The sequence below is a fragment of the Microbacterium sp. RD1 genome (genome assembly GCF_052220165.1).
GTDB lineage: Bacteria > Actinomycetota > Actinomycetes > Actinomycetales > Microbacteriaceae > Microbacterium.
Map to the genome: position 1 here is coordinate 1,658,087 of NZ_JBQPOL010000001.1, position 17,778 is coordinate 1,675,864.

Below are 17,778 nucleotides of genomic sequence, written 5' to 3' on the forward strand. Positions count from 1 at the left end.
TGTGGTCTGACCACAGGAGGTCACATGGACGGACAGGCGACGCCGCGCGCGTGGGAGCTGGTGCTCGCCCGCGTCGAGGCCGACCTGCGCGCCGGCCGGCTCGCCCCGGGCGACCGGCTCGCCCCCGAACGCGAGCTCGCGGCCCAGCTGGGCGTCGGTCGATCAAGCGTCCGCGAGGCGCTGCGCGTGCTGGAAGTGCTGGGCCTGCTGCGCACCGCGACGGGGTCGGGCCCGACGTCCGGGGCGATGATCGTCGCCGCGCCACGCGGCGGCCTGTCCGCCCTTCTGCGCCTGCAGGTCGCCGCGACTGGATTCCCGGTGGCCGACGTCGTGCGTACCCGCATCGCCCTCGAGACCGCCGCCGTCGAAGTCCTCGCCGGCGCTCCCGACCGCGACACCGCATCCGCTCGCGCCGTCCTCGACGCGATGGACGCCGAGGGTCTTTCGGTCGAGGAGTTCCTGGCCCTCGACGCTCAGCTGCATCTCGCTCTCACGGAGGCGTCGGGAAACGTCGTCGCCGCCGCGATGATGGAGGGCATGCGCACGGCCATCGAGTCGTACGTGGTGGCGGGCGCCCAGGCGATGGACGACTGGACGGCGACGGCGGCGCGGCTGCGCGTCGAGCATCGTCGCATCGTCGAGGCCGTGGAGGCCGGCGACGGGGAGACAGCTCACCGTCTCGTGCGAGACCACATCGCCCGGTACTACGCCGACGCAGGCCTCGCTCACCCCCGCAACGGAGAGGACACCGCATGGTGAACCGTCAGCTGCCCCGGCCCGCCGAGATCTTCGAGCTGATGAGGTTCAAGGCGCCGGATCTGCACCCGAAGCGGCGGCGCCTCAGCTCCGCGCTCACCATCTCGGACCTGCGGAGGATCGCCGCTCGCCGGACCCCGAAGGCGGCCTTCGACTACACCGACGGCGCCGCGGAGGGCGAGCTCTCGCTCGCCCGCGCCCGTCAGGCCTTCGAGGACATCGAGTTCCACCCGCGGATCCTCCGTCCGGCCGACCGCGTCGACACGTCGACGACGATCCTCGGTGGTCCGAGCGAGCTTCCCTTCGGCATCGCCCCGACCGGATTCACCCGCCTCATGCAGACGGAGGGTGAGACGGCGGGCGCGTCCGCCGCCGCGGCCGCGGGGATCCCGTTCACGCTCTCGACGCTCGGCACGACGTCGATCGAAGGGGTGAAGGCGGCCAATCCGCGCGGGCGCAACTGGTTTCAGCTCTACGTCATGCGCGACCGCGACATCTCCTACGATCTCGTCCGTCGGGCGGGCGAGGCCGGTTTCGACACCCTCATGTTCACGGTGGACACCCCGATCGCGGGTGCACGGCTGCGCGACAAACGCAACGGGTTCTCCATTCCGCCGCAGCTGACCCTGGGCACGATCGTCGATGCCCTGCCGCGGCCGTGGTGGTGGATCGACTTCCTCACGACGCCGAAGCTGGAGTTCGCCTCGCTCACCGACACCGGGGGCACGGTGGGGGACCTGCTCAACGCCGCGATGGACCCGACGATCAGCTTCGACGACCTCGACGTGATCCGCGACATGTGGCCGGGGAAGATCGTCATCAAGGGGGTGCAGAGCGTTCCGGATGCGGTGCGCCTGGTGGATGCCGGAGTGGACGGCATCGTGCTGTCCAACCACGGTGGGCGCCAGCTCGACCGTGCGCCCATCCCGTTCCATCTGCTCCCGCACGTGGTGCGGGAGGTGGGCGCCGACGCCACGATCATGATCGACACGGGCATCATGAACGGCGCCGACATCGTCGCCTCCGTCGCGCTGGGCGCGAAGTTCACGCTGATCGGCCGCGCCTATCTGTACGGGCTGATGGCCGGTGGGCGGGCGGGAGTCGATCGCGCGATCGAGATCCTGCGGACCGAGATCGAGCGCACGATGGCCCTCCTCGGGGTCTCGTCGCTGACCGACCTCGAGCCGTCGCATGTCACGCAGCTCACGCGGCTCGTGCCCGTGGGGGAGCGCTCGGCGCAGCCGGTGTCGTCCTGACGCGAACGGGTCAGCGGACGGGGAGCGAGGGAAGGAGCTCGTCGAGGAATTCGGCGGTGTCGGGCCAGCCCTCGACCGCGTGGCAGGGCACGCCGAGGGCGAGAACGGGGTAGTCGTTGCCGTCGGGATCGAGCCGGTCGCCGACGAACAGCATGTCGCCGAGCGGGATGCCGGTGACCTCGGCGAGCTGCGTCATGCCGTAGGCCTTGTCGATCCCGCGGTGGGTGATGTCCACCGAGGTCGACCCGCCCGAGCGGACTTCGAGGTCGGGCAGGCGCGCCGCGACCGCTTCGCGGAGGGCGTTCTTCTTCGCCCCACGGGGATCCCACGCCGTCTTGGCATCGAGCGGGGCCTTCTGCCCGAGTGCGGAGAAGGTGATCTGCGAGCCGCGGTCTTCGAGGATCGGACCCCACGTCTCGCTCTCCCACAAACCGAGACGCCGCGCCTCCTCCTCGACGGCGGCGAGGGCGCGTGACTTCTCGTCGTCGGTGAGGGAGTGCGCGTAGATCGTCTCGAGGCCGTCGGGGCCGAGTCGGTAGTACTGGGTGCCGCACGTGGGCATCAGATGCACGTGCGAAAGCGTCTCGACGGATGCCCCGGGAAGGCGCTCGACGACCTGCGTACGGAACTGCGCGAGCTGACCACCGGAGATGATCGCCACCTCGACGCGCTCCGCGAGCGCGATCAGCAGGGCGCCGATGCGCGGGTCGATGGCGGTCTTGGAGGGTGCGAGCGTGTCGTCGAGGTCGAACGCGACGAGGCGGGGCGCGGGTTCGGGCACGATGCTCCTTCTCGGGCGGAGCCTCCATCGTATGGGCGGACGGGACGTCTCGACGGGGCTCGCACGCGTGCGGGTGGGCGGAAGACCAAGGGCCGGCCCTCGCGGGTCGGCCCTTCGTCGTTCCGGTCGGGGTGACAGGATTTGAACCTGCGGCCTCTTCGTCCCGAACGAAGCGCGCTACCAAGCTGCGCCACACCCCGGAAACAACCCTCCGAGTCTAACCCGAACCCGATCCCGCTTCGAACCATGCCTCAGCCGCCATGGCGGGCGCGGCGTCGAGCAGACAGGTGCGCGAGCAGCGCGCCACCGGCCGCCATGGCGGCGAGCCCGCCCGCAGCCAGACGCGGACCCGCGTCGTCCCACAGCCCGGTGGCGGCGAGGGCGCGGGGTGTGTCAGCGGGTGCCGGCGGCGGCGTGGGGACGTGCACGATCTGCGACGGGGTGGCGAACTCCTCCGCCCAGCGGTAGTCCCGCTCGAGGTGGACGGTGACCTCGGGGGCCTGCGCGGCGGCCGCGATCTCCCACACCGCGGTGTAGTAGCCAGGGCCGGGGATCTCCCACTCCGACGTGACCCGATAGGTGCCTGCACCGCGCGCGGGGTCGGCGATCAGGGCGAGATCGCCCACCGGCACGGCATCCGCCGGCACGTCGGGCCCGACCGGCGCGGCATCCGTGCGGTACACCACCGCCGTCGCGCGAACCGGCACGAACGATCCGTCGCCGAACCGCGGCCACGCGCCCTCCACCGCGCTGAGCGTCACATCGTCGACGAACGGGCCGGATGCTGCCTCCGGGGAGGCGACCTGCGTGGTGAGTCCCGGTGAGAAGACGACCGGGCGCGGTGCCGAGTCGGCCGCCTCGATCTCGTAGCTCACCCCACCGCCGGGTCCGGCGGTGCTCTGGTGTCCGGCGGTGGTGAAGTACCGAACGGCGGGCGCGATCGCCGCCGACACCACGCCATGGGCCCGGACGGTGAACGGTGCGCCGGTCTCGTCCGGAGGGATGGCCGTGATCTCCCACGTCGAACCCGGGGCGACGTGCTCGCGCGTGGCCGACCCGGAATCGGTGAAGACGGCGTTCTGGAGCGTCAGGACGGCGGTCGTGCCGGCGCCGCCGTCCATCCGCACGGTACCCCGACGCGGATCGTCCTCGTCCCTCGTGAGGTACAGCGAGGCATCCATGGCGGGGACGGGCACGTCCACGGCCTCGGCGTAGAGCGCCTCCGCACGCTGCTGGACGGCGGCCGAGTGCTCCGGCGCGAGTCGCGAGAAGATCCAGTCGATCATCCCCGACAGCGAGTCGCCGGTGTGGCCGAAGGCGTGCACCGTGGCCTCGCGATCGGCGATCGCCTTCACCGCCCAGCCGACGCTGGCGGCCTCGACCGGGTCGTCGGTCTGCCCGTGAGTGGTCACGAGATGGTTGATGGCGACGAGCTGCTGGGGAGAGAGCCCGCCGGCGTCCCCGCGCACGCCGTTGTCCACGCTCGAATCCGTCGGCACGAGGGAGCCCGGCAGGATGCAGTAGGTGTGCATTCCGCCGGCGATCATCGAGCCGTGCCAGCCCAGGGCGGAGCGGGGTGCCCACGAACCGAACCCGGCGCCCTGCGACGCGGCGGATGCGGGGGACGCCCACAGCACCAGGGGAGCGAGCACCGCGAACAGGCTCAGGACGAGGGTCCAGAGGCCGAGCTGTCGTCGGACGGGGGAGGCGGGCACGGGGGTCATCGCGATCCTTTCGGCGGGGTGTCCGTCGATCGTGCGATGGCGCGTGGCGCGAGGGAGCCGGCAGGAGCGCGATTGTGGAGAGGGCGCCCGGGAGGGCGGCTGGGGAGGAGAGGTGGCGGCCCGACGCTCAGCGCGGGAGGAGCGTGAGAAGCGTGACCTCGGGGCGGCACGCGAAGCGCACCGGCGCGTAGATCGAGTGACCGAGGCCGGCGCTGACGTTCAGCGGCACAGCGCGCCCCCCGACCTCCCACGTGCTCAAGCCGCGTGCCTGCTCGAGGGGAATGTCGCAGTTGGCCACCAGCGCCTTCGCGCTCCCCGGGATCCGCACCTGACCACCGTGGGTGTGGCCGGCGAGGATGAGGTCCGCCCCGTCATCGACGAATGCGTCCAGCACGCGCCGGTAGGGGGCGTGCGTGACCCCGATCGTCACGTCCCCGGCGGTCACCGCCCCCAGAGCCGCCCGCGCCGCGGCGAGGTCGTCGCCGTCGCGGTGCGCGTCATCCACACCGAAGGCGCGGATGCGGACCCCCGCGGCGGTGACGAGCGTCGCCGTGTTGTCGACATCCGCCCACCCCAGCTCATCGCCGAGGTAGCGGTCGAGGGCGTCCACATCGAGCTTCTGCGCGCGATGGTCGCGTCGGGAGGGCCCGGCGAAGTACAGCACGGGATTGCGCGGGGAGGGGGCCTGCTTGTCGTTGGAGCCGTGCACGAAGACCCCGGGGATGCCGGCGAAGGGCGCGAAGGCGCGCCGGATGCCGTCGAGCCCCTCGGCGTGACCGAGGTTGTCGCCGGTGTTCACGATGAAGTCGGGACGAAGGTCGGCGAGGCCCGCGATCCACCGCTGCTTGCGGCGCTGCCACGGCGCCATGTGCGCGTCGGAGAGGTGCAGCACCCGCACGGGGGTGGCATCCTCCGGAAGGATCCGCAGAGCGCTGTAACGGACGGTGAACAGGTAGCGCTCGATGCCCACACCCCATACCGCCGTGGCGGCGCCGACCGCCCCCACGGTCCCGAGGGCCGTGAGGGCGATACGAGTGATCGGTCCCGCCGCCACTCAGCAGTTCTTCGCGCTGTAGCTCACGGTGATGCCCGCTGCACGGGAGACCACCGATCCGGCTGCCGGGCTGGTGCCGGTCGCCGTCGCCGGGCCCTCGGGCCCGCCGGGCGTACACGCCTCCAAGAGATTGGTGAATCCCGCGCTGAGCAGCGTCGATCTGGCAGCGTTCTGCGGCATGCCGGCGACATCCGGGATCGGAGCCGCCTGGCCGTTGCTGGGGCTGATCGTCACGGGAGTGCCGCCGGGCGCGGAACCCGCCGGGCTCTGCGCGGCGACGATGTCGGTCGCCTGGTCGGAATCGACCGGCGGACCCACGATGACCTCCCACCCCGCGTTCTCCAGAGTCGCCGTCGCCTGCTCGATCGTCTGTCCGACGACGTTGGGCACTTCCTTGGTGACCCGGCGCGTGAGGTTGTTGTCCGGGGCGGGGAACGACCGCTCTCCGCCGTAGATGTCGTTCGCGACCGACTGCACGGCCCTGGCGATCGGATAGCGGATGTTGGACAGCTGGATGCCGCGGTAGCTGTTGCGGAACGGGTTCAGCGCCCCGTCGGCGTTGCCCGCCCAGACCGCCGTGGCCACCTTGGTGCTGGACTCGACCATCCAGGTCTGGGTCAGTTCGTGCGAGCCCGTCTTGCCGAGGACCGCGACGCCGTCGCGCGGGTTCGCTCCGCTACCGGTTCCGCCGTTCATGACCCCCTGCAGGGCGTACGCCGCGGTGGCGGCGACCTCCGGCGTGAGGGCCGGAGTGCAGGTGCGTTCCGGCTTGGGCAGCTCGTTGCCGTCCGCATCGGTGACGTGGTCGATGACCTGCGGCTCGCACTGGATGCCGCCGCTGGCGACCGTCGCGAACGCCCCGGCCATCGCCATCGGCGAGACGGCGTCGGGGCCGATGATCTGTGCGGGGCCGTTGATCGCGAGCGGCTCGGCGGTGTCGTTGAGGGGGCTGGTGCGAACCGTCGCACCCTCTTCGTTCACCTTCGAGTTGGCGTACACGCCCATCCGGGCGGCCACCTTCCCGATGTCGCACAGGTCGAGCTCGGCGGCCATCGCGACGAAGCCGGAGTTCAGCGATGCCGACGTGAACGACATGGGTGTGCCGACGCCGCCGTTGCCGCCGCCGAAGTTGTTCGCCTTCCATGTCGAGTTGAAGACGTCGCCGATACAGCTGTTGGTGAACTTCTTGATGATCCGCGACCGGCCGTCGACGGACTCGTTGACCGAGTGTCCCTTTTCGAGCCAGTCGACAAGGGTGAAGATCTTGAACGTCGATCCGGCCGAGAAGCCGTTCGATGCACCGAAGACGGGGTCGCCCGCGTACACGATGGAGGTGTATGCCGGATCGGCGATGGCGAGGTCGCGGTCTTCGGTGAACTTGGTGTTCTGCGCGATGGCCAGCACCTTGCCCGTTCCGGCCTCGACGCTCACCGAGGTGGCGCCGTAGCGCGTGTTCGGCATCGTCACGGGGGCGTACTGGGCGATCGCGGTCTCGGCAGCCAGCTGCACGCGGCGGTCCATCGTGAGGTACACCCGCAGGCCGCCGCGCTTGAGGGCGCGCTCACGGTCGGCGTCGGTCTCGCCGAAGGCCTTGTCGTTGCGGATGACCGACACGGCGTACTGGCAGAAGTAGGCGGCGGCGCCGGTGGACTCGCATCCGGTCTGCGGCTGCTGGATGTTGGGGGTGATCGGCTCGATCACCGCGGCGTCGTACTGCTCCTGGGTGATCTTGCCGTCTTCGAGAAGGCGTCCGAGCACGTAGAGCTGCCGCCCCTTGGTGACGTTGTAGGCGTCGCCGGCGGCGACGTACTGCTCCTCGGTGATCTCGCCCGCCTCGAGCTTGCGGTTGAGCGCGGGGAGGATGTCACGGTTCTCGACCACGCCGTTCGCCGCGCCGTTGTCCTCGCGCTCGGGCTGGTCAATGCGATAGATGTTCGGGTTCTGCACGACACCGGCGAGCGTGGCGGCCTGGGCCACGGACAGCTGCGACGCCGGAACGCCGAAATAGCGCTTTGCGGCCGCGTCGACGCTGTAGGTGATGCCGCCGAAGTTCGCGATGTTCAGGTAGGCGAGCAGGATGTCGTTCTTGGAGTACTCGTTCTCGAGCTGGATGGCGTAGCGCATCTCCTGCAGCTTGCGCTCGTAGCCCTCGACGCCCGAGGACTGCGTCGCCTCGAGGAAGCACTGCTGCTTGGCCTCGTCGAGCGTGACCTTGGTCGTGCCGTCTTCGTTCTTCTCCTCGGTCGCGTTGGCTTCGCACCGCTGGATGAGGACGTTCTTGACGTACTGCTGACTGATCGACGAGCCGCCCTGGGTCACACCACCGGCGGCGTTGCTGAGGAGCGCGCGGGTCGTGCCGATGAGGTCGACGCCGCCGTGCTGGTAGAACCGGGGGTCCTCCGACGAGAGGACAGCGTCGTACATGACGGGCGCGACCTGGTCGAACGTGACGACGGAGCGGTTCTGCTCGAAGAACTGCGTGAACAGCTCCCACTCGCCGTTGTCGGGGTTCTGCGTGAACAGCTCGGTCGGCTGCATGACCTCGTCGATCTCGAGGTAGCTCGGCATGTTGTCGAAGATGGAGATGGCGCTCGAGGCGGCAGCCCCCGAAACGGCGATCGCCGGGGTCACGGTGGCGGTGATGAGAACACCGGCGACCGCGCTCAAACCGACGAGGCCGGCGAGGCCTCCGAGCACGCCGGACGTCGTCCGTTTCTGATCGGGCATAGGGTGATGCTAAGCCAAGTACCTGGGCGAAGCCTTGATAGGCATGCGTGGAACGGGCCTTCGACTCCTTCGCCAACCGACCTTCCGGAGCTGCGATGACCACGTGGGAATACCTCACGGCACCCCTTCTCGTCCACAACACCGCCGCGATCCTCAACAACTGGGGCAAGCAGGGCTGGGAGCTCGTGCAGGTCGTGACCGGCCCTGAGGGCGGCCTGGTCGGCTACTTCAAGCGCCCGAGCGGCGGGGGAGCGGAGAACGCGGGCCTCGGCCCCGCCGCGCAGGCCTCCCAGCAGTTCGGAGAGCAGGCATGAGCGCCGCCGACAGGCTCGCCGAGCTGGGCATCGATCTTCCCGCCGTCTCGGCTCCCGCCGGAGCGTACGTGCCCGCGAAGGTCTACGGCGACCTCGTCTTCACGGCCGGCCAGCTCCCCTTCGTGTCGGGCGTGCTGCCGGCCACCGGCAAGGTCGGCGACGGGCACGGGCTCGTTCCCCCGACCGACGCGTACGAGTATGCGCGGCTGTGCGCCCTCAACGCGATCGCCGCGGCGGCGGATGCGGCGGGCGGGCTCGAGCGGATCACCGGCGTTCTGAAGGTCACCGGATTCGTCGCATCCGTGCCGCAGTTCACCGGTCAGCCGGGGGTCATCAACGGCGCCAGCGAGCTGCTCGGCGAGGTCTTCGGCGACGCCGGGCGTCACGCCCGCTCGGCCGTGGGCGTGCCCGTGCTGCCGCTGGACAGCCCCGTCGAGGTCGAGGTCATCTTCACCCTCGCCTGACCGCCCTGCCCGTGGGGAGGGCGAGCGACCGGGGTCTCGGCTACTTGACCTGCTTGCTGATGACGCTCATCACCGCCGTGTCGGCGAGGGTCGTCGTGTCGCCGACCTCGCGGCCCTCGGCGACATCGCGCAGCAGGCGCCGCATGATCTTGCCGGAGCGGGTCTTGGGCAGTTCGCCCACGATGTAGATGTCCCGGGGGCGCGCGATCGGCCCGATCTGCTCGCCGACCCACTTGCGCAACGTGTCGGCGAGCCCCTCGGGGGAGTGCGCTTTGAGGAAGCTCTCCTTGACGATCACGAACGCCACGACCGCCTGCCCGGTCGTCTCGTCGGATGCTCCGACCACCGCCGACTCGGCGACGGCCTCGTTGCCCACGAGCGCTGACTCGATCTCGGCCGTGGAGAGGCGGTGGCCCGACACGTTCATGACGTCGTCGACGCGTCCGAGGAGCCACACGTCGCCGTCGTCGTCGAGGCGCGCGCCGTCGCCGGCGAAGTAGAAGCCCTGATCGGCGAACTTGTCCCAGTACGTCTCCTTGAACCGCTCCGGGTCGCCCCAGATGCCGCGGAGCATGCTCGGCCAGGGCTCGGTGATCACGAGCAGGCCGCCGTTGCCGTTGCCGACGTGCTCGCCGGCGTCGTCGACGACGTCGATCGCAATGCCCGGGAGCGGCACCTGCGCCGAGCCGGGCTTCGTCTCGGTGATGCCCGGCAGCGCCGAGATCATGATCGCGCCGGTCTCGGTCTGCCACCAGGTGTCGACGATCGGCGTGGACTCCCCGCCGATGATGTTGCGGTACCAGATCCACGCCTCGGGGTTGATCGGTTCACCCACGGATCCGAGCAGGCGCAGCGACGACAGGTCGAAGCGCTGCGGCACCTCGCGGCCGATCTTCATGAAGGAGCGGATCGCGGTGGGAGCGGTGTAGAAGACCGTGACGCCGTACTTCTCGATGACCTCCCACCAGCGCCCCGGGTGCGGCGTGTCGGGTGTCCCCTCGTACAGCACCTGGGTCGCGCCGTTGGCGAGAGGACCGTAGGTGACGTAGGTGTGCCCGGTGATCCAGCCGATGTCGGCCGTGCACCAGTACACGTCGGACTCCGGGTGGATGTCGTGCACGACCCGGTTCGTGAACGCGGCCTGCGCGAGGTAGCCGCCGGAGGTGTGGAGGATCCCCTTCGGCTTCCCGGTGGTGCCGGAGGTGTAGAGGATGAACAGCGGGTTCTCGGCGGGGAACGCCTGCGCCTCGTGCTCGGCGGATGCGGCGGCGACGGCCTCATGCCACCAGATGTCGCGGTCGGCATCCCAGTCCACGTCGTTGCCGCCCCGGCGCACGACCAGGACGTGCTCGACGGAGGCCTGCGGACCGGAGCCGTTGCGATCGCCCAGTGCGAGGTCGACGGCGGGCTTGAGCGGCGAGACCTTGCCCTTGCGGTAGCCGCCGTCGGCCGTGATCACGACCTTGGCTCCGGCGTCGTCGATGCGGGCGCGCAGGCTGTCGGCGGAGAACCCGCCGAAGACGACCGAGTGGATCGCGCCGATGCGAGCGACGGCGAGCATCGCCGCGACAGCCTCGGGGATCATCGGCAGGTAGATGGCCACGCGGTCGCCGTGCCCGACGCCGAGATCGGTGAGGACGTTCGCGACGCGCTTGACCTCCTCGGTGAGCTCCGCGTACGTGACGCGGCGCTCCTCGCCCGGCTCGCCCTCCCACAGCAGCGCGACACGGTCGCCGTTGCCCGCCTCGACGTGACGGTCGAGGCAGTTGTACGCCACGTTCAACTCGCCGTCGGCGAACCAGGTCGCGAACGGCGGGTTCGACCAGTCCAGGCCCTGCGTGAACGGCGTGTGCCAGTGCAGCAGCTCCCGCGCCTGATCGGCCCAGAAGCCCTCGCGGTCGGCCGCGGCGCGTTCGTACAGGTCGGCGGTGCCGACGGCGGCGGCGGCGAAGTCCTCCGACGGGGCGAACCGACGTGTCTCGGACAGGAGGTGGTCGATCTGGCTGCTCATGCGCGCTCCTTCGCGGAAACCCTGGCGGGACATGGCCGCGCGGCCGACGGGCGCGTCGCGACATCGCACAATCTAGTTCCGGCCGCAGGCGCGGACTACCTCCGATAGTTGGGTTCGGCTTAGGTCCGCCTGAGTTGCGCACTCCGGCGATGTGCGTATGGTGGATGCGCCCGGACATCGATTCGGCATCGCGACGGGTGTGGCCCCCCATACTGCCCGTCGTGCGGCGGCATCCCGTTTCCCCCCAGATGGGATGCCGCCTCCTCCGACCCTCCCTGCCGGCGATGCTCCTCCCCAAGCGCGGCGAGTGAAGCGCTGTCCACCGATCGGATGCTGCGGCGCCGCTGCATCCGGTGCTGCGCCGTAGCGTCGCCCCATGCCCGAAGCGTTCGTCGTCCGCCCCCGCGGCGCGCGACGTCCCGTGGGAGCCGACGAGCCGGCAGCAACGATCGACCACGAACCGGCGCTGGCGCCCTTCGTCCGCTTCCTCGCCGACGGCGATGTCACCGATCTCTTCGTGAACGGCGCGGGAGGGCTGTTCGTCGACCGCGGAGGGGGTCCTCGGAGGGTCCCCGAATGGCGCGCCGCCGAGTCGGATGTGCGCGATCTCGCCGTCGCCCTCATCGGCGCGGGAGGGCGCCACATCGACGACGCGACCCCGTGCGTGGACGTGCGACTCGCCGGCGGGATCCGCGTCCACGCGGTGCTGCCGCCCATCGCGCACGCCGGTACCACGCTGTCGATCCGCGTGCCCCGTCTTCTGGCCCCCGATCTCGACGCGCTGGTCGCCGGCGGTCTCACCGACGCCCGCGGCCGGGAACGTCTGGTCGGCCTCGTCGATGACCGGGTCAACGTCCTGATCACCGGCGCCGCCGGCTCGGGGAAGACCACGCTGCTGTCGGCCCTCCTGTCGCGCGCTCCGGCGACCGATCGCATCGTCACGATAGAAGACGTCGCCGAGTTGCGGCTGCGCCACCCGCACCACGTCGCGCTCGAAGCGCGGCAGCCGAATCTGGAGGGCGTCGGCGGGGTGGATCTGCCGCGGCTCGTGCGCGAGGCGCTGCGGATGCGGCCCGACCGGCTCGTCGTCGGCGAGTGCCGCGGTGCCGAGGTGCGGGACCTGCTCGCCGCCTTGAACACCGGCCACGACGGCGGCGCAGGGACGCTCCACGCGAACGGCCTTCCCGACGTCGCGGCTCGGCTCGAGGCGCTCGGAGCGCTCGCAGGCCTGGAAGACGTCGCGCTCGCGCGGCAGGTGGTCAGCGCGATCGGATGCGTCGTGCACCTCGAGCGGGGTGGCGACGGCGTGCGCCGCATCGCCGGTGTCGGCGCGCCCGTGCTCGAGCAGGGGCGCCTGCGGATCGAGGAGCGGCCGTGGCGATGAGGCGCACGCCTACGGCGACGGATGCGGCGGCCACGGCCGACACCGTGCTGCGTCTGGCGGTGCTGCTTCGCGCCGGGATCGCGCCGGCGCGCGCGTGGACCGCGCTGGATGACGCCGGCGATGCCGTCGCCGCACGCGTGCGTGCGGCGGGTGTGCGGGGAGAGGATGTCGCGGAAGCCCTCGCTGCCGAGGGCGGCGCGTGGCGGGCGGTCGCGGCGGCGTGGTCGATCGCATCGACGGTCGGGGCGCCCCTATCGGAGAGCCTCCGCGACGTCGCAGCGGCCCTCCGCGACGGCCAGGAGGCCGCCGACGAGGTGCGGGTGGCGCTCGCCGAGCCCGCCGCGACCGCCCGTCTCATGGGGTGGCTCCCGCTCGTGGCGGTGGCCCTCGGCGCGACGCTCGGATTCGACACGGTGCGGGTACTCGCCGCCACGCCCGCCGGCTGGGGGTGCATCGCCATCGGCGTCGGCCTCATGGTGGCGGCGCAGCGCTGGAGCGCCGCTCTCATCCGCCGCGCCCGCCCCGACTCCGCGATCCCGGGGATGACGGCGGAGCTGACGGCGATCGCCCTGTCCGGCGGCGCATCCGTCGCGCGTGCCCGCGAGCTCGTCTCGGTCGCCGACCCGGGGGCGGCGGATGCCGCGGTCGACGACGTCCTCGCCCTGTCCCGCTCGGCGGGGGCGCCGGCGGTGGAGCTGCTGCGCTCCTCGGCGTGGCTGGCGCGGCATCGCGCGCGCACCGAGGGGCGCCTGCGCGCGGCGCGTCTCGCCGCCCGCCTGCTGCTGCCGCTGGGCGTCTGCACGCTGCCCGCCTTCCTTCTCCTGGGCGTCGCCCCGATGCTCCTGAGCATCCTGTCCTCCGGCGTCCTGAGCCTGTGACCCCAACGCGCCCGTCGAACCCGTGCCCCCCACCGTGCCCCCGAAGAAGGGAAACACCATGACCCACCGAACGTCGCCCCGAGCCCTCTCCCGCCCGCCCCTCCGCCCCCTGACCCGCGCGCGGGCACGGCGGCTGTTCGCCGATGAGACCGGTGCGGCGACCGCCGAGTACGCGATCGCGACGATGGCTGCTGTCGCGTTCGCGGGACTGCTGGTCGTCATCATGCGCAGCGATGAGGTGCGCGGCATCCTCACCGACCTCATCCGCCGGGCCCTCACCGTCGAATGAGGAGGAGGCGTCGCGCGCTCGGGGACGCGGGAGCGGTGACGGCGGAGTTCGCCGTCGCCCTCCCCGCCGTTCTCCTCGTCGTGCTGCTGGGCCTCGGGGCGTTGGGCGCGGGCGCGCGACAGGTGCGGCTGCAAGACGCCGCGGCCGACGCCGCCCGCCTGGTCGCGCGGGGTGAGGAACCGGCGCGCGCCATGGCGCTCGTGGCCGCTGCCGGGGGCTCTGCGGCCGTCGAGGAGGGCGGTGACCTGGTGTGCGTCGTCGCCAGGGCCCCGGCCGCCCTTCCCGGGCTCCCCGAGGCGGTCGCCCGCTCGTGTGCCCTGGCCGGGGGCCTGTGATGCCCGGCACGCTGCTCGCGGCGGGCGCGCTGGCCGCCTCCGCCACCCTGGCGGTGTCGCTGTGCGCGGTGGCCGGCGCGTCCGTCCATGCTCAGCGGCTGGCCGGGGTGGCGGATGCGGCAGCCCTGGCCGCGGCCGACGCGCTCAGCGGCGCGGTGACCGGGCAGCCGTGCGCACGCGCCGCCGAGGTCGCCGCCGCGGGCGGCGCGGCGGTGTCGTCGTGCGTGCTGGACGGACTCGTCGCGACGGTCTCCGTCGCGGCGTCGTGGGGCGTCTTCCCGGCGGGCGCGGTCGCTCGCGCGGGCCCGCCGCGCAATGTCGCCGTCGAGTGAGTGCGGAGCCGCCTCCCGTTCGGCGTGTGTATGGTGTGCATCGAAGAAAGGACGCCCCCACGTGCCTCAGGCCCAGTCCGGCAAGAAAGCCTCGACCGGCAAGTCCGCGCCGTCACACGGCAAGAAGCTTGTCATCGTCGAGTCGCCGACGAAGATGCGATCGATCCAGGGATACCTCGGTGACGACTACGAGGTGCTCAGCTCGGTCGGGCACATCCGCGACCTCGCCAGCAAGAAGGAGATCCCCGCCGACAAGAAGGCGGCGTACGGCAAGTACTCCATCGACGTCGAGAACGACTTCGACCCCTTCTACGTCGTCAACGAGCGCAAGACGAAGACCGTCGCCGAACTCAAGCGCGCGCTGAAGAACGCCGACGAGGTCCTCCTCGCCACCGATGGTGACCGCGAGGGCGAGGCCATCGCGTGGCACCTTCTCGAGGTGCTCAAGCCCAAGGTCCCCGTCAAGCGCATGGTCTTCCACGAGATCACGAAGGACGCGATCCAGGACGCCGTCGAGCGCACGCGCGAACTCGACACGTCGCTCGTCGACGCGCAGGAGACCCGGCGCGTCCTCGACCGGCTGTACGGCTGGGACGTGTCCCCCGTGCTGTGGCGCAAGGTCGGCTCCGGCCGCGAGGGAACGGCGCTCAGCGCCGGGCGCGTGCAGTCCGCCGCGACGCGCCTGGTCGTCGACCGGGAACGCGAGCGCATGGCGTTCGTCTCGGCGTCGTACTGGGACGTCGAGGCCCTCGCCCGCCGGGCCGGCGACGCTTTCACCACGCGCTTGGCCCGGGTCGACGGCGCCCCGCTGGCCCGCGGCACCGACTTCGACGACCGCGGCGCGCTGAAGAAGGCGGTCGTCGCCCTCGACGAGGATCAGGCGCGCGCGCTGGCCGCAGCGATCGCCGCCGCCGGCGAAGCATCCGTCACCGCGGTCGAGGCCAAACCGGGGACGCGCAGCCCGAAACCCCCCTTCACGACCTCGACCCTCCAGCAGGAGGCCGGTCGCAAGCTCTCGATGAGCGCCAAGCACGCCATGAGCGTCGCCCAGCGGCTCTACGAGAAGGGGTACATCACCTATATGCGCACCGACTCGACGGCGTTGTCGGCGCAGGCCGTGCGCGCCGCGCGCGAGCAGGCCGTGTCGTTGTACGGCGATCGGGCGGTGCCGCCGAACCCGCGGACCTACCGCAACAACTCCAAGAACGCGCAGGAGGCCCACGAGGCCATCCGCCCGTCCGGCGAGGTCTTCCGCACGCCCGCGGCCGTGGCCGGCGGGCTCGACCGCGACGAGCAGCGCATGTACGACCTGGTCTGGAAGCGCACGGTCGCCAGCCAGATGTCCGACGCCAAGTACGAGACGACGACCGTGACTCTCAGCGTCCAGGCGGGGGAGCGGGTCGCGGAGTTCACCGCGTCCGGCACCGTCTACACGTTCAAGGGCTTCCTCGAGGCGTACGAAGAGGGCCGCGACGAGAAGCGCAGCGACGCCGACAAGGCCGACGATCAGTCGCTTCCCGCTCTCGCCGTCGGCGATGCCCTCGCCATCAGCGACGTGGAGCCCAAGGGGCATGCCACGTCCCCCAAGCCCCGCTACACCGAGGCGAGCCTCGTGAAGGCCCTCGAGGAGAAGGGGATCGGTCGGCCGTCGACCTTCGCGAGCATCATCGACGTCATCCTCGACCGCGGCTACGTGTCCAAGCGCGGGCAGGCGCTGGTGCCCAGCTGGCTGGCGTTCAGCGTCGTGCGGCTGCTGGAGGAGCACTTCGCCGATCTCGTCGACTACGACTTCACCGCCGCGCTCGAGGACGACCTCGACGCGATAGCTCGCGGCGAGCAGAAGCGGAGCGAATGGCTGCGGTCCTTCTACTTCGGCTCCGACGACCAGGTGGGGCTGCGCAACATCGTCGACAACCTCGGCGAGATCGACGCCCGTGAGCTCAACTCGACCCGCATCACCGACACGGCGACCCTTCGATTCGGCAAGTACGGCCCCTATCTCGAGGTCGCCGATCCGGCCGATCCCGAGGCCAAGCCTCGCATCGTCAACATCCCGGATGACCTCGCCCCCGACGAGCTGACGGTGGCCAAGACGCAGGAACTCATCGACGCGCCCGTCGCCGGGGACCGCGTGCTCGGCGAGAACCCCGACAACGGCAAGCTCATCGTCGTCAAGGACGGCCGCTACGGGCCCTACGTGCAGGAGGTCGAGCCCGAAGACCCCGAGAACGTCGACGAGGCGACCGGAGAAGTCGCTTCGGCACCCAAGAAGAAGGGCGCCAAGAAGGACGCCGCGCCCAAGCCGCGCACCGCGTCGCTGCTGCGGTCGATGTCGCCCGAGACGATCGATCTCGACACGGCGCTTCGCCTGCTCAGCCTGCCGCGCATCGTCGGCGCCGACCCCGAGTCGGGGGAGGAGATCACCGCGCAGAACGGCCGATTCGGGCCCTATCTGAAGAAGGGCACCGACTCCCGCTCGCTCGATTCCGAGGATCAGATCTTCGACATCACCCTGGAGCAGGCTCTCGCGAAGTACGCCGAGCCGAAGTACGGCGCCCGTCGGGCCTCCAGCGCGCTGAAGGAGTTCGACAACGATCCGACCAGCGGCAAGCCGATCCGCCTGCGTGATGGTCGCTTCGGCCCGTACGTGACGGACGGGGAGACGAACGCGACGATCCCGCGCGGCGAGGTCGCCCTGGACGTCACCTTCGAGCGGGCGGTGGAGCTTCTCGCCGACAAGCGCGCGAAGGGCCCGGCGCCGAAGAAGAAGACGACGGCGCGCCGTACGACGACGACGCGCAAGCCCGCGGCAAAGAAGTCGTGACCGCGCCCGCCGCACGCGGTGTGTTCGTCACGTTCGAGGGCGGCGACGGCGTCGGAAAGACGACGCAGGCGCGCCTCCTCGAGGAGTGGTTGTCGGGGCGGGGGCGCACGGTCGTGCGCACGCGGGAGCCCGGCGGCACCGAGGTCGGCGACCTCATCCGCGACATCGTGCTGCATCATCGGGGCGAGGTGGCCCCGCGCGCGGAGGCGTTGCTCTACGCCGCCGACCGCGCGCACCACATCGCCACGCTCGTGCGCCCGGCGCTGGAGCGCGGTGACGTCGTCATCCAGGACCGCTACCTCGACTCGTCCGTCGCCTACCAGGGCGCCGGGCGGGTGCTCGACGGCGGCCAGGTGCGCGAGCTGTCGCTGTGGGCCGCCGAGGGGCTGCTGCCGGATCTCACCGTGCTCCTCGACCTCGACCCCGCCGCCGCGCGGGCTCGTCTGGACGCGGACGACAAGCCCTTCGACCGGCTCGAAGCCGAGCGCGACGACTTCCACGCGCGCGTGCGCGCCGGGTTCCTGGCGCTCGCCGAGGCCGAGCCCGGCCGCTTCCTCGTGCTCGACGCCGCGCAGCCGGTCGACGACATCGCCGCTGCCATCCGCGACCGCGTCGCGGCCCTGCTCTGACCGCGGCGTCGAGAGTGCGT

Annotated in this window: 16 protein-coding genes and 1 tRNA gene; 11 read left to right on the top strand and 6 right to left on the bottom strand. The window is 71.3% G+C overall.

What is annotated here, in order from left to right:
• Positions 1-24: 24 nt before the first annotated feature.
• Both ACTU3I_RS08090 and ACTU3I_RS08095 read left to right on the top strand, forming a co-directional pair.
• On the top strand, positions 25-759 hold the full coding sequence (locus ACTU3I_RS08090) for a FadR/GntR family transcriptional regulator (protein ID WP_442925149.1): 735 nt from the start codon (positions 25-27) through the stop codon (positions 757-759).
• On the top strand, positions 753-2,012 hold the full coding sequence (locus ACTU3I_RS08095) for an alpha-hydroxy acid oxidase (RefSeq protein WP_442925150.1): 1,260 nt from the start codon (positions 753-755) through the stop codon (positions 2,010-2,012). The genes ACTU3I_RS08090 and ACTU3I_RS08095 overlap by 7 nt, the downstream gene beginning before the upstream one ends.
• Before the next feature lie 10 nt (positions 2,013-2,022).
• On the opposite strand, the gene ACTU3I_RS08100 is transcribed toward ACTU3I_RS08095, so the two are convergent.
• From ACTU3I_RS08100 to ACTU3I_RS08120, 5 genes are all read right to left on the bottom strand, one after another.
• Positions 2,023-2,793, bottom strand: a complete 771-nt coding sequence (locus ACTU3I_RS08100; protein ID WP_442925151.1) for an HAD-IIB family hydrolase — start codon at positions 2,791-2,793, stop codon at positions 2,023-2,025.
• 126 nt (positions 2,794-2,919) lie between these two features.
• Positions 2,920-2,993, bottom strand: a tRNA-Pro gene (locus tag ACTU3I_RS08105).
• A 51-nt stretch (positions 2,994-3,044) separates the two neighbouring features.
• Entirely contained in the window at positions 3,045-4,517 is a 1,473-nt protein-coding gene (locus ACTU3I_RS08110) for a hypothetical protein (RefSeq protein ID WP_442925152.1), read from the bottom strand.
• A 127-nt stretch (positions 4,518-4,644) separates the two neighbouring features.
• Entirely contained in the window at positions 4,645-5,571 is a 927-nt protein-coding gene (locus ACTU3I_RS08115) for a metallophosphoesterase (protein WP_442925153.1), read from the bottom strand.
• Positions 5,572-8,298 (bottom strand): transglycosylase domain-containing protein, encoded by a 2,727-nt coding sequence (locus ACTU3I_RS08120; protein ID WP_442925154.1) that lies wholly within the window; start codon positions 8,296-8,298, stop codon positions 5,572-5,574.
• A gap of 95 nt (positions 8,299-8,393) precedes the next feature.
• On the opposite strand from ACTU3I_RS08120, the gene ACTU3I_RS08125 reads away from it, so the two are divergent.
• On the top strand, positions 8,394-8,612 hold the full coding sequence (locus tag ACTU3I_RS08125) for a DUF4177 domain-containing protein (protein ID WP_442925155.1): 219 nt from the start codon (positions 8,394-8,396) through the stop codon (positions 8,610-8,612).
• The gene (locus ACTU3I_RS08130; RefSeq protein WP_442925156.1) at positions 8,609-9,076 is read left to right on the top strand and encodes a RidA family protein; all 468 of its coding nucleotides are present in this window, start codon (positions 8,609-8,611) and stop codon (positions 9,074-9,076) included. The genes ACTU3I_RS08125 and ACTU3I_RS08130 overlap by 4 nt, the downstream gene beginning before the upstream one ends.
• A gap of 40 nt (positions 9,077-9,116) precedes the next feature.
• On the opposite strand, the gene acs is transcribed toward ACTU3I_RS08130, so the two are convergent.
• A complete protein-coding gene (gene acs, locus ACTU3I_RS08135) occupies positions 9,117-11,087 on the bottom strand; it encodes an acetate--CoA ligase (RefSeq protein WP_442925157.1) in 1,971 nt (656 codons plus the stop codon).
• 376 nt (positions 11,088-11,463) lie between these two features.
• On the opposite strand from acs, the gene ACTU3I_RS08140 reads away from it, so the two are divergent.
• From ACTU3I_RS08140 to tmk, 7 genes are all read left to right on the top strand, one after another.
• Entirely contained in the window at positions 11,464-12,471 is a 1,008-nt protein-coding gene (locus ACTU3I_RS08140; RefSeq protein ID WP_442925158.1) for a TadA family conjugal transfer-associated ATPase, read from the top strand.
• A complete protein-coding gene (locus ACTU3I_RS08145) occupies positions 12,468-13,349 on the top strand; it encodes a type II secretion system F family protein (RefSeq protein ID WP_442925159.1) in 882 nt (293 codons plus the stop codon). The genes ACTU3I_RS08140 and ACTU3I_RS08145 overlap by 4 nt, the downstream gene beginning before the upstream one ends.
• A gap of 58 nt (positions 13,350-13,407) precedes the next feature.
• Positions 13,408-13,638, top strand: coding sequence for a DUF4244 domain-containing protein (locus tag ACTU3I_RS08150; protein ID WP_442925160.1), 231 nt, complete (start codon positions 13,408-13,410; stop codon positions 13,636-13,638).
• Between the two features lie 35 nt (positions 13,639-13,673).
• Entirely contained in the window at positions 13,674-13,973 is a 300-nt protein-coding gene (locus ACTU3I_RS08155) for a TadE family type IV pilus minor pilin (RefSeq protein ID WP_442925161.1), read from the top strand.
• A complete protein-coding gene (locus tag ACTU3I_RS08160; protein ID WP_442925162.1) occupies positions 13,973-14,305 on the top strand; it encodes a helicase in 333 nt (110 codons plus the stop codon). Before ACTU3I_RS08155 ends, ACTU3I_RS08160 begins: the two co-directional genes overlap by 1 nt.
• A gap of 61 nt (positions 14,306-14,366) precedes the next feature.
• Complete coding sequence (gene topA, locus ACTU3I_RS08165) at positions 14,367-17,129, top strand: type I DNA topoisomerase (RefSeq protein ID WP_442925163.1); 2,763 nt, start codon at positions 14,367-14,369, stop codon at positions 17,127-17,129.
• The gene (tmk, locus tag ACTU3I_RS08170; RefSeq protein ID WP_442925164.1) at positions 17,126-17,758 is read left to right on the top strand and encodes a dTMP kinase; all 633 of its coding nucleotides are present in this window, start codon (positions 17,126-17,128) and stop codon (positions 17,756-17,758) included. The genes topA and tmk overlap by 4 nt, the downstream gene beginning before the upstream one ends.
• Positions 17,759-17,778 lie beyond the last annotated feature (20 nt).

Bases quoted from the DNA above. Each gene is read 5' to 3' on its own strand.
- acs (WP_442925157.1), bottom strand. From the start codon at position 11,087: ATGAGCAGCCAGATCGACCACCTCCTGTCCGAGACACGTCGGTTCGCC.
- ACTU3I_RS08090 (WP_442925149.1), top strand. From the start codon at position 25: ATGGACGGACAGGCGACGCCGCGCGCGTGGGAGCTGGTGCTCGCCCGC.
- ACTU3I_RS08145 (WP_442925159.1), top strand. From the start codon at position 12,468: ATGAGGCGCACGCCTACGGCGACGGATGCGGCGGCCACGGCCGACACC.
- ACTU3I_RS08095 (WP_442925150.1), top strand. From the start codon at position 753: ATGGTGAACCGTCAGCTGCCCCGGCCCGCCGAGATCTTCGAGCTGATG.
- ACTU3I_RS08120 (WP_442925154.1), bottom strand. From the start codon at position 8,298: ATGCCCGATCAGAAACGGACGACGTCCGGCGTGCTCGGAGGCCTCGCC.
- ACTU3I_RS08125 (WP_442925155.1), top strand. From the start codon at position 8,394: ATGACCACGTGGGAATACCTCACGGCACCCCTTCTCGTCCACAACACC.
- ACTU3I_RS08130 (WP_442925156.1), top strand. From the start codon at position 8,609: ATGAGCGCCGCCGACAGGCTCGCCGAGCTGGGCATCGATCTTCCCGCC.
- ACTU3I_RS08110 (WP_442925152.1), bottom strand. From the start codon at position 4,517: ATGACCCCCGTGCCCGCCTCCCCCGTCCGACGACAGCTCGGCCTCTGG.
- ACTU3I_RS08140 (WP_442925158.1), top strand. From the start codon at position 11,464: ATGCCCGAAGCGTTCGTCGTCCGCCCCCGCGGCGCGCGACGTCCCGTG.
- ACTU3I_RS08160 (WP_442925162.1), top strand. From the start codon at position 13,973: ATGCCCGGCACGCTGCTCGCGGCGGGCGCGCTGGCCGCCTCCGCCACC.
- ACTU3I_RS08150 (WP_442925160.1), top strand. From the start codon at position 13,408: ATGACCCACCGAACGTCGCCCCGAGCCCTCTCCCGCCCGCCCCTCCGC.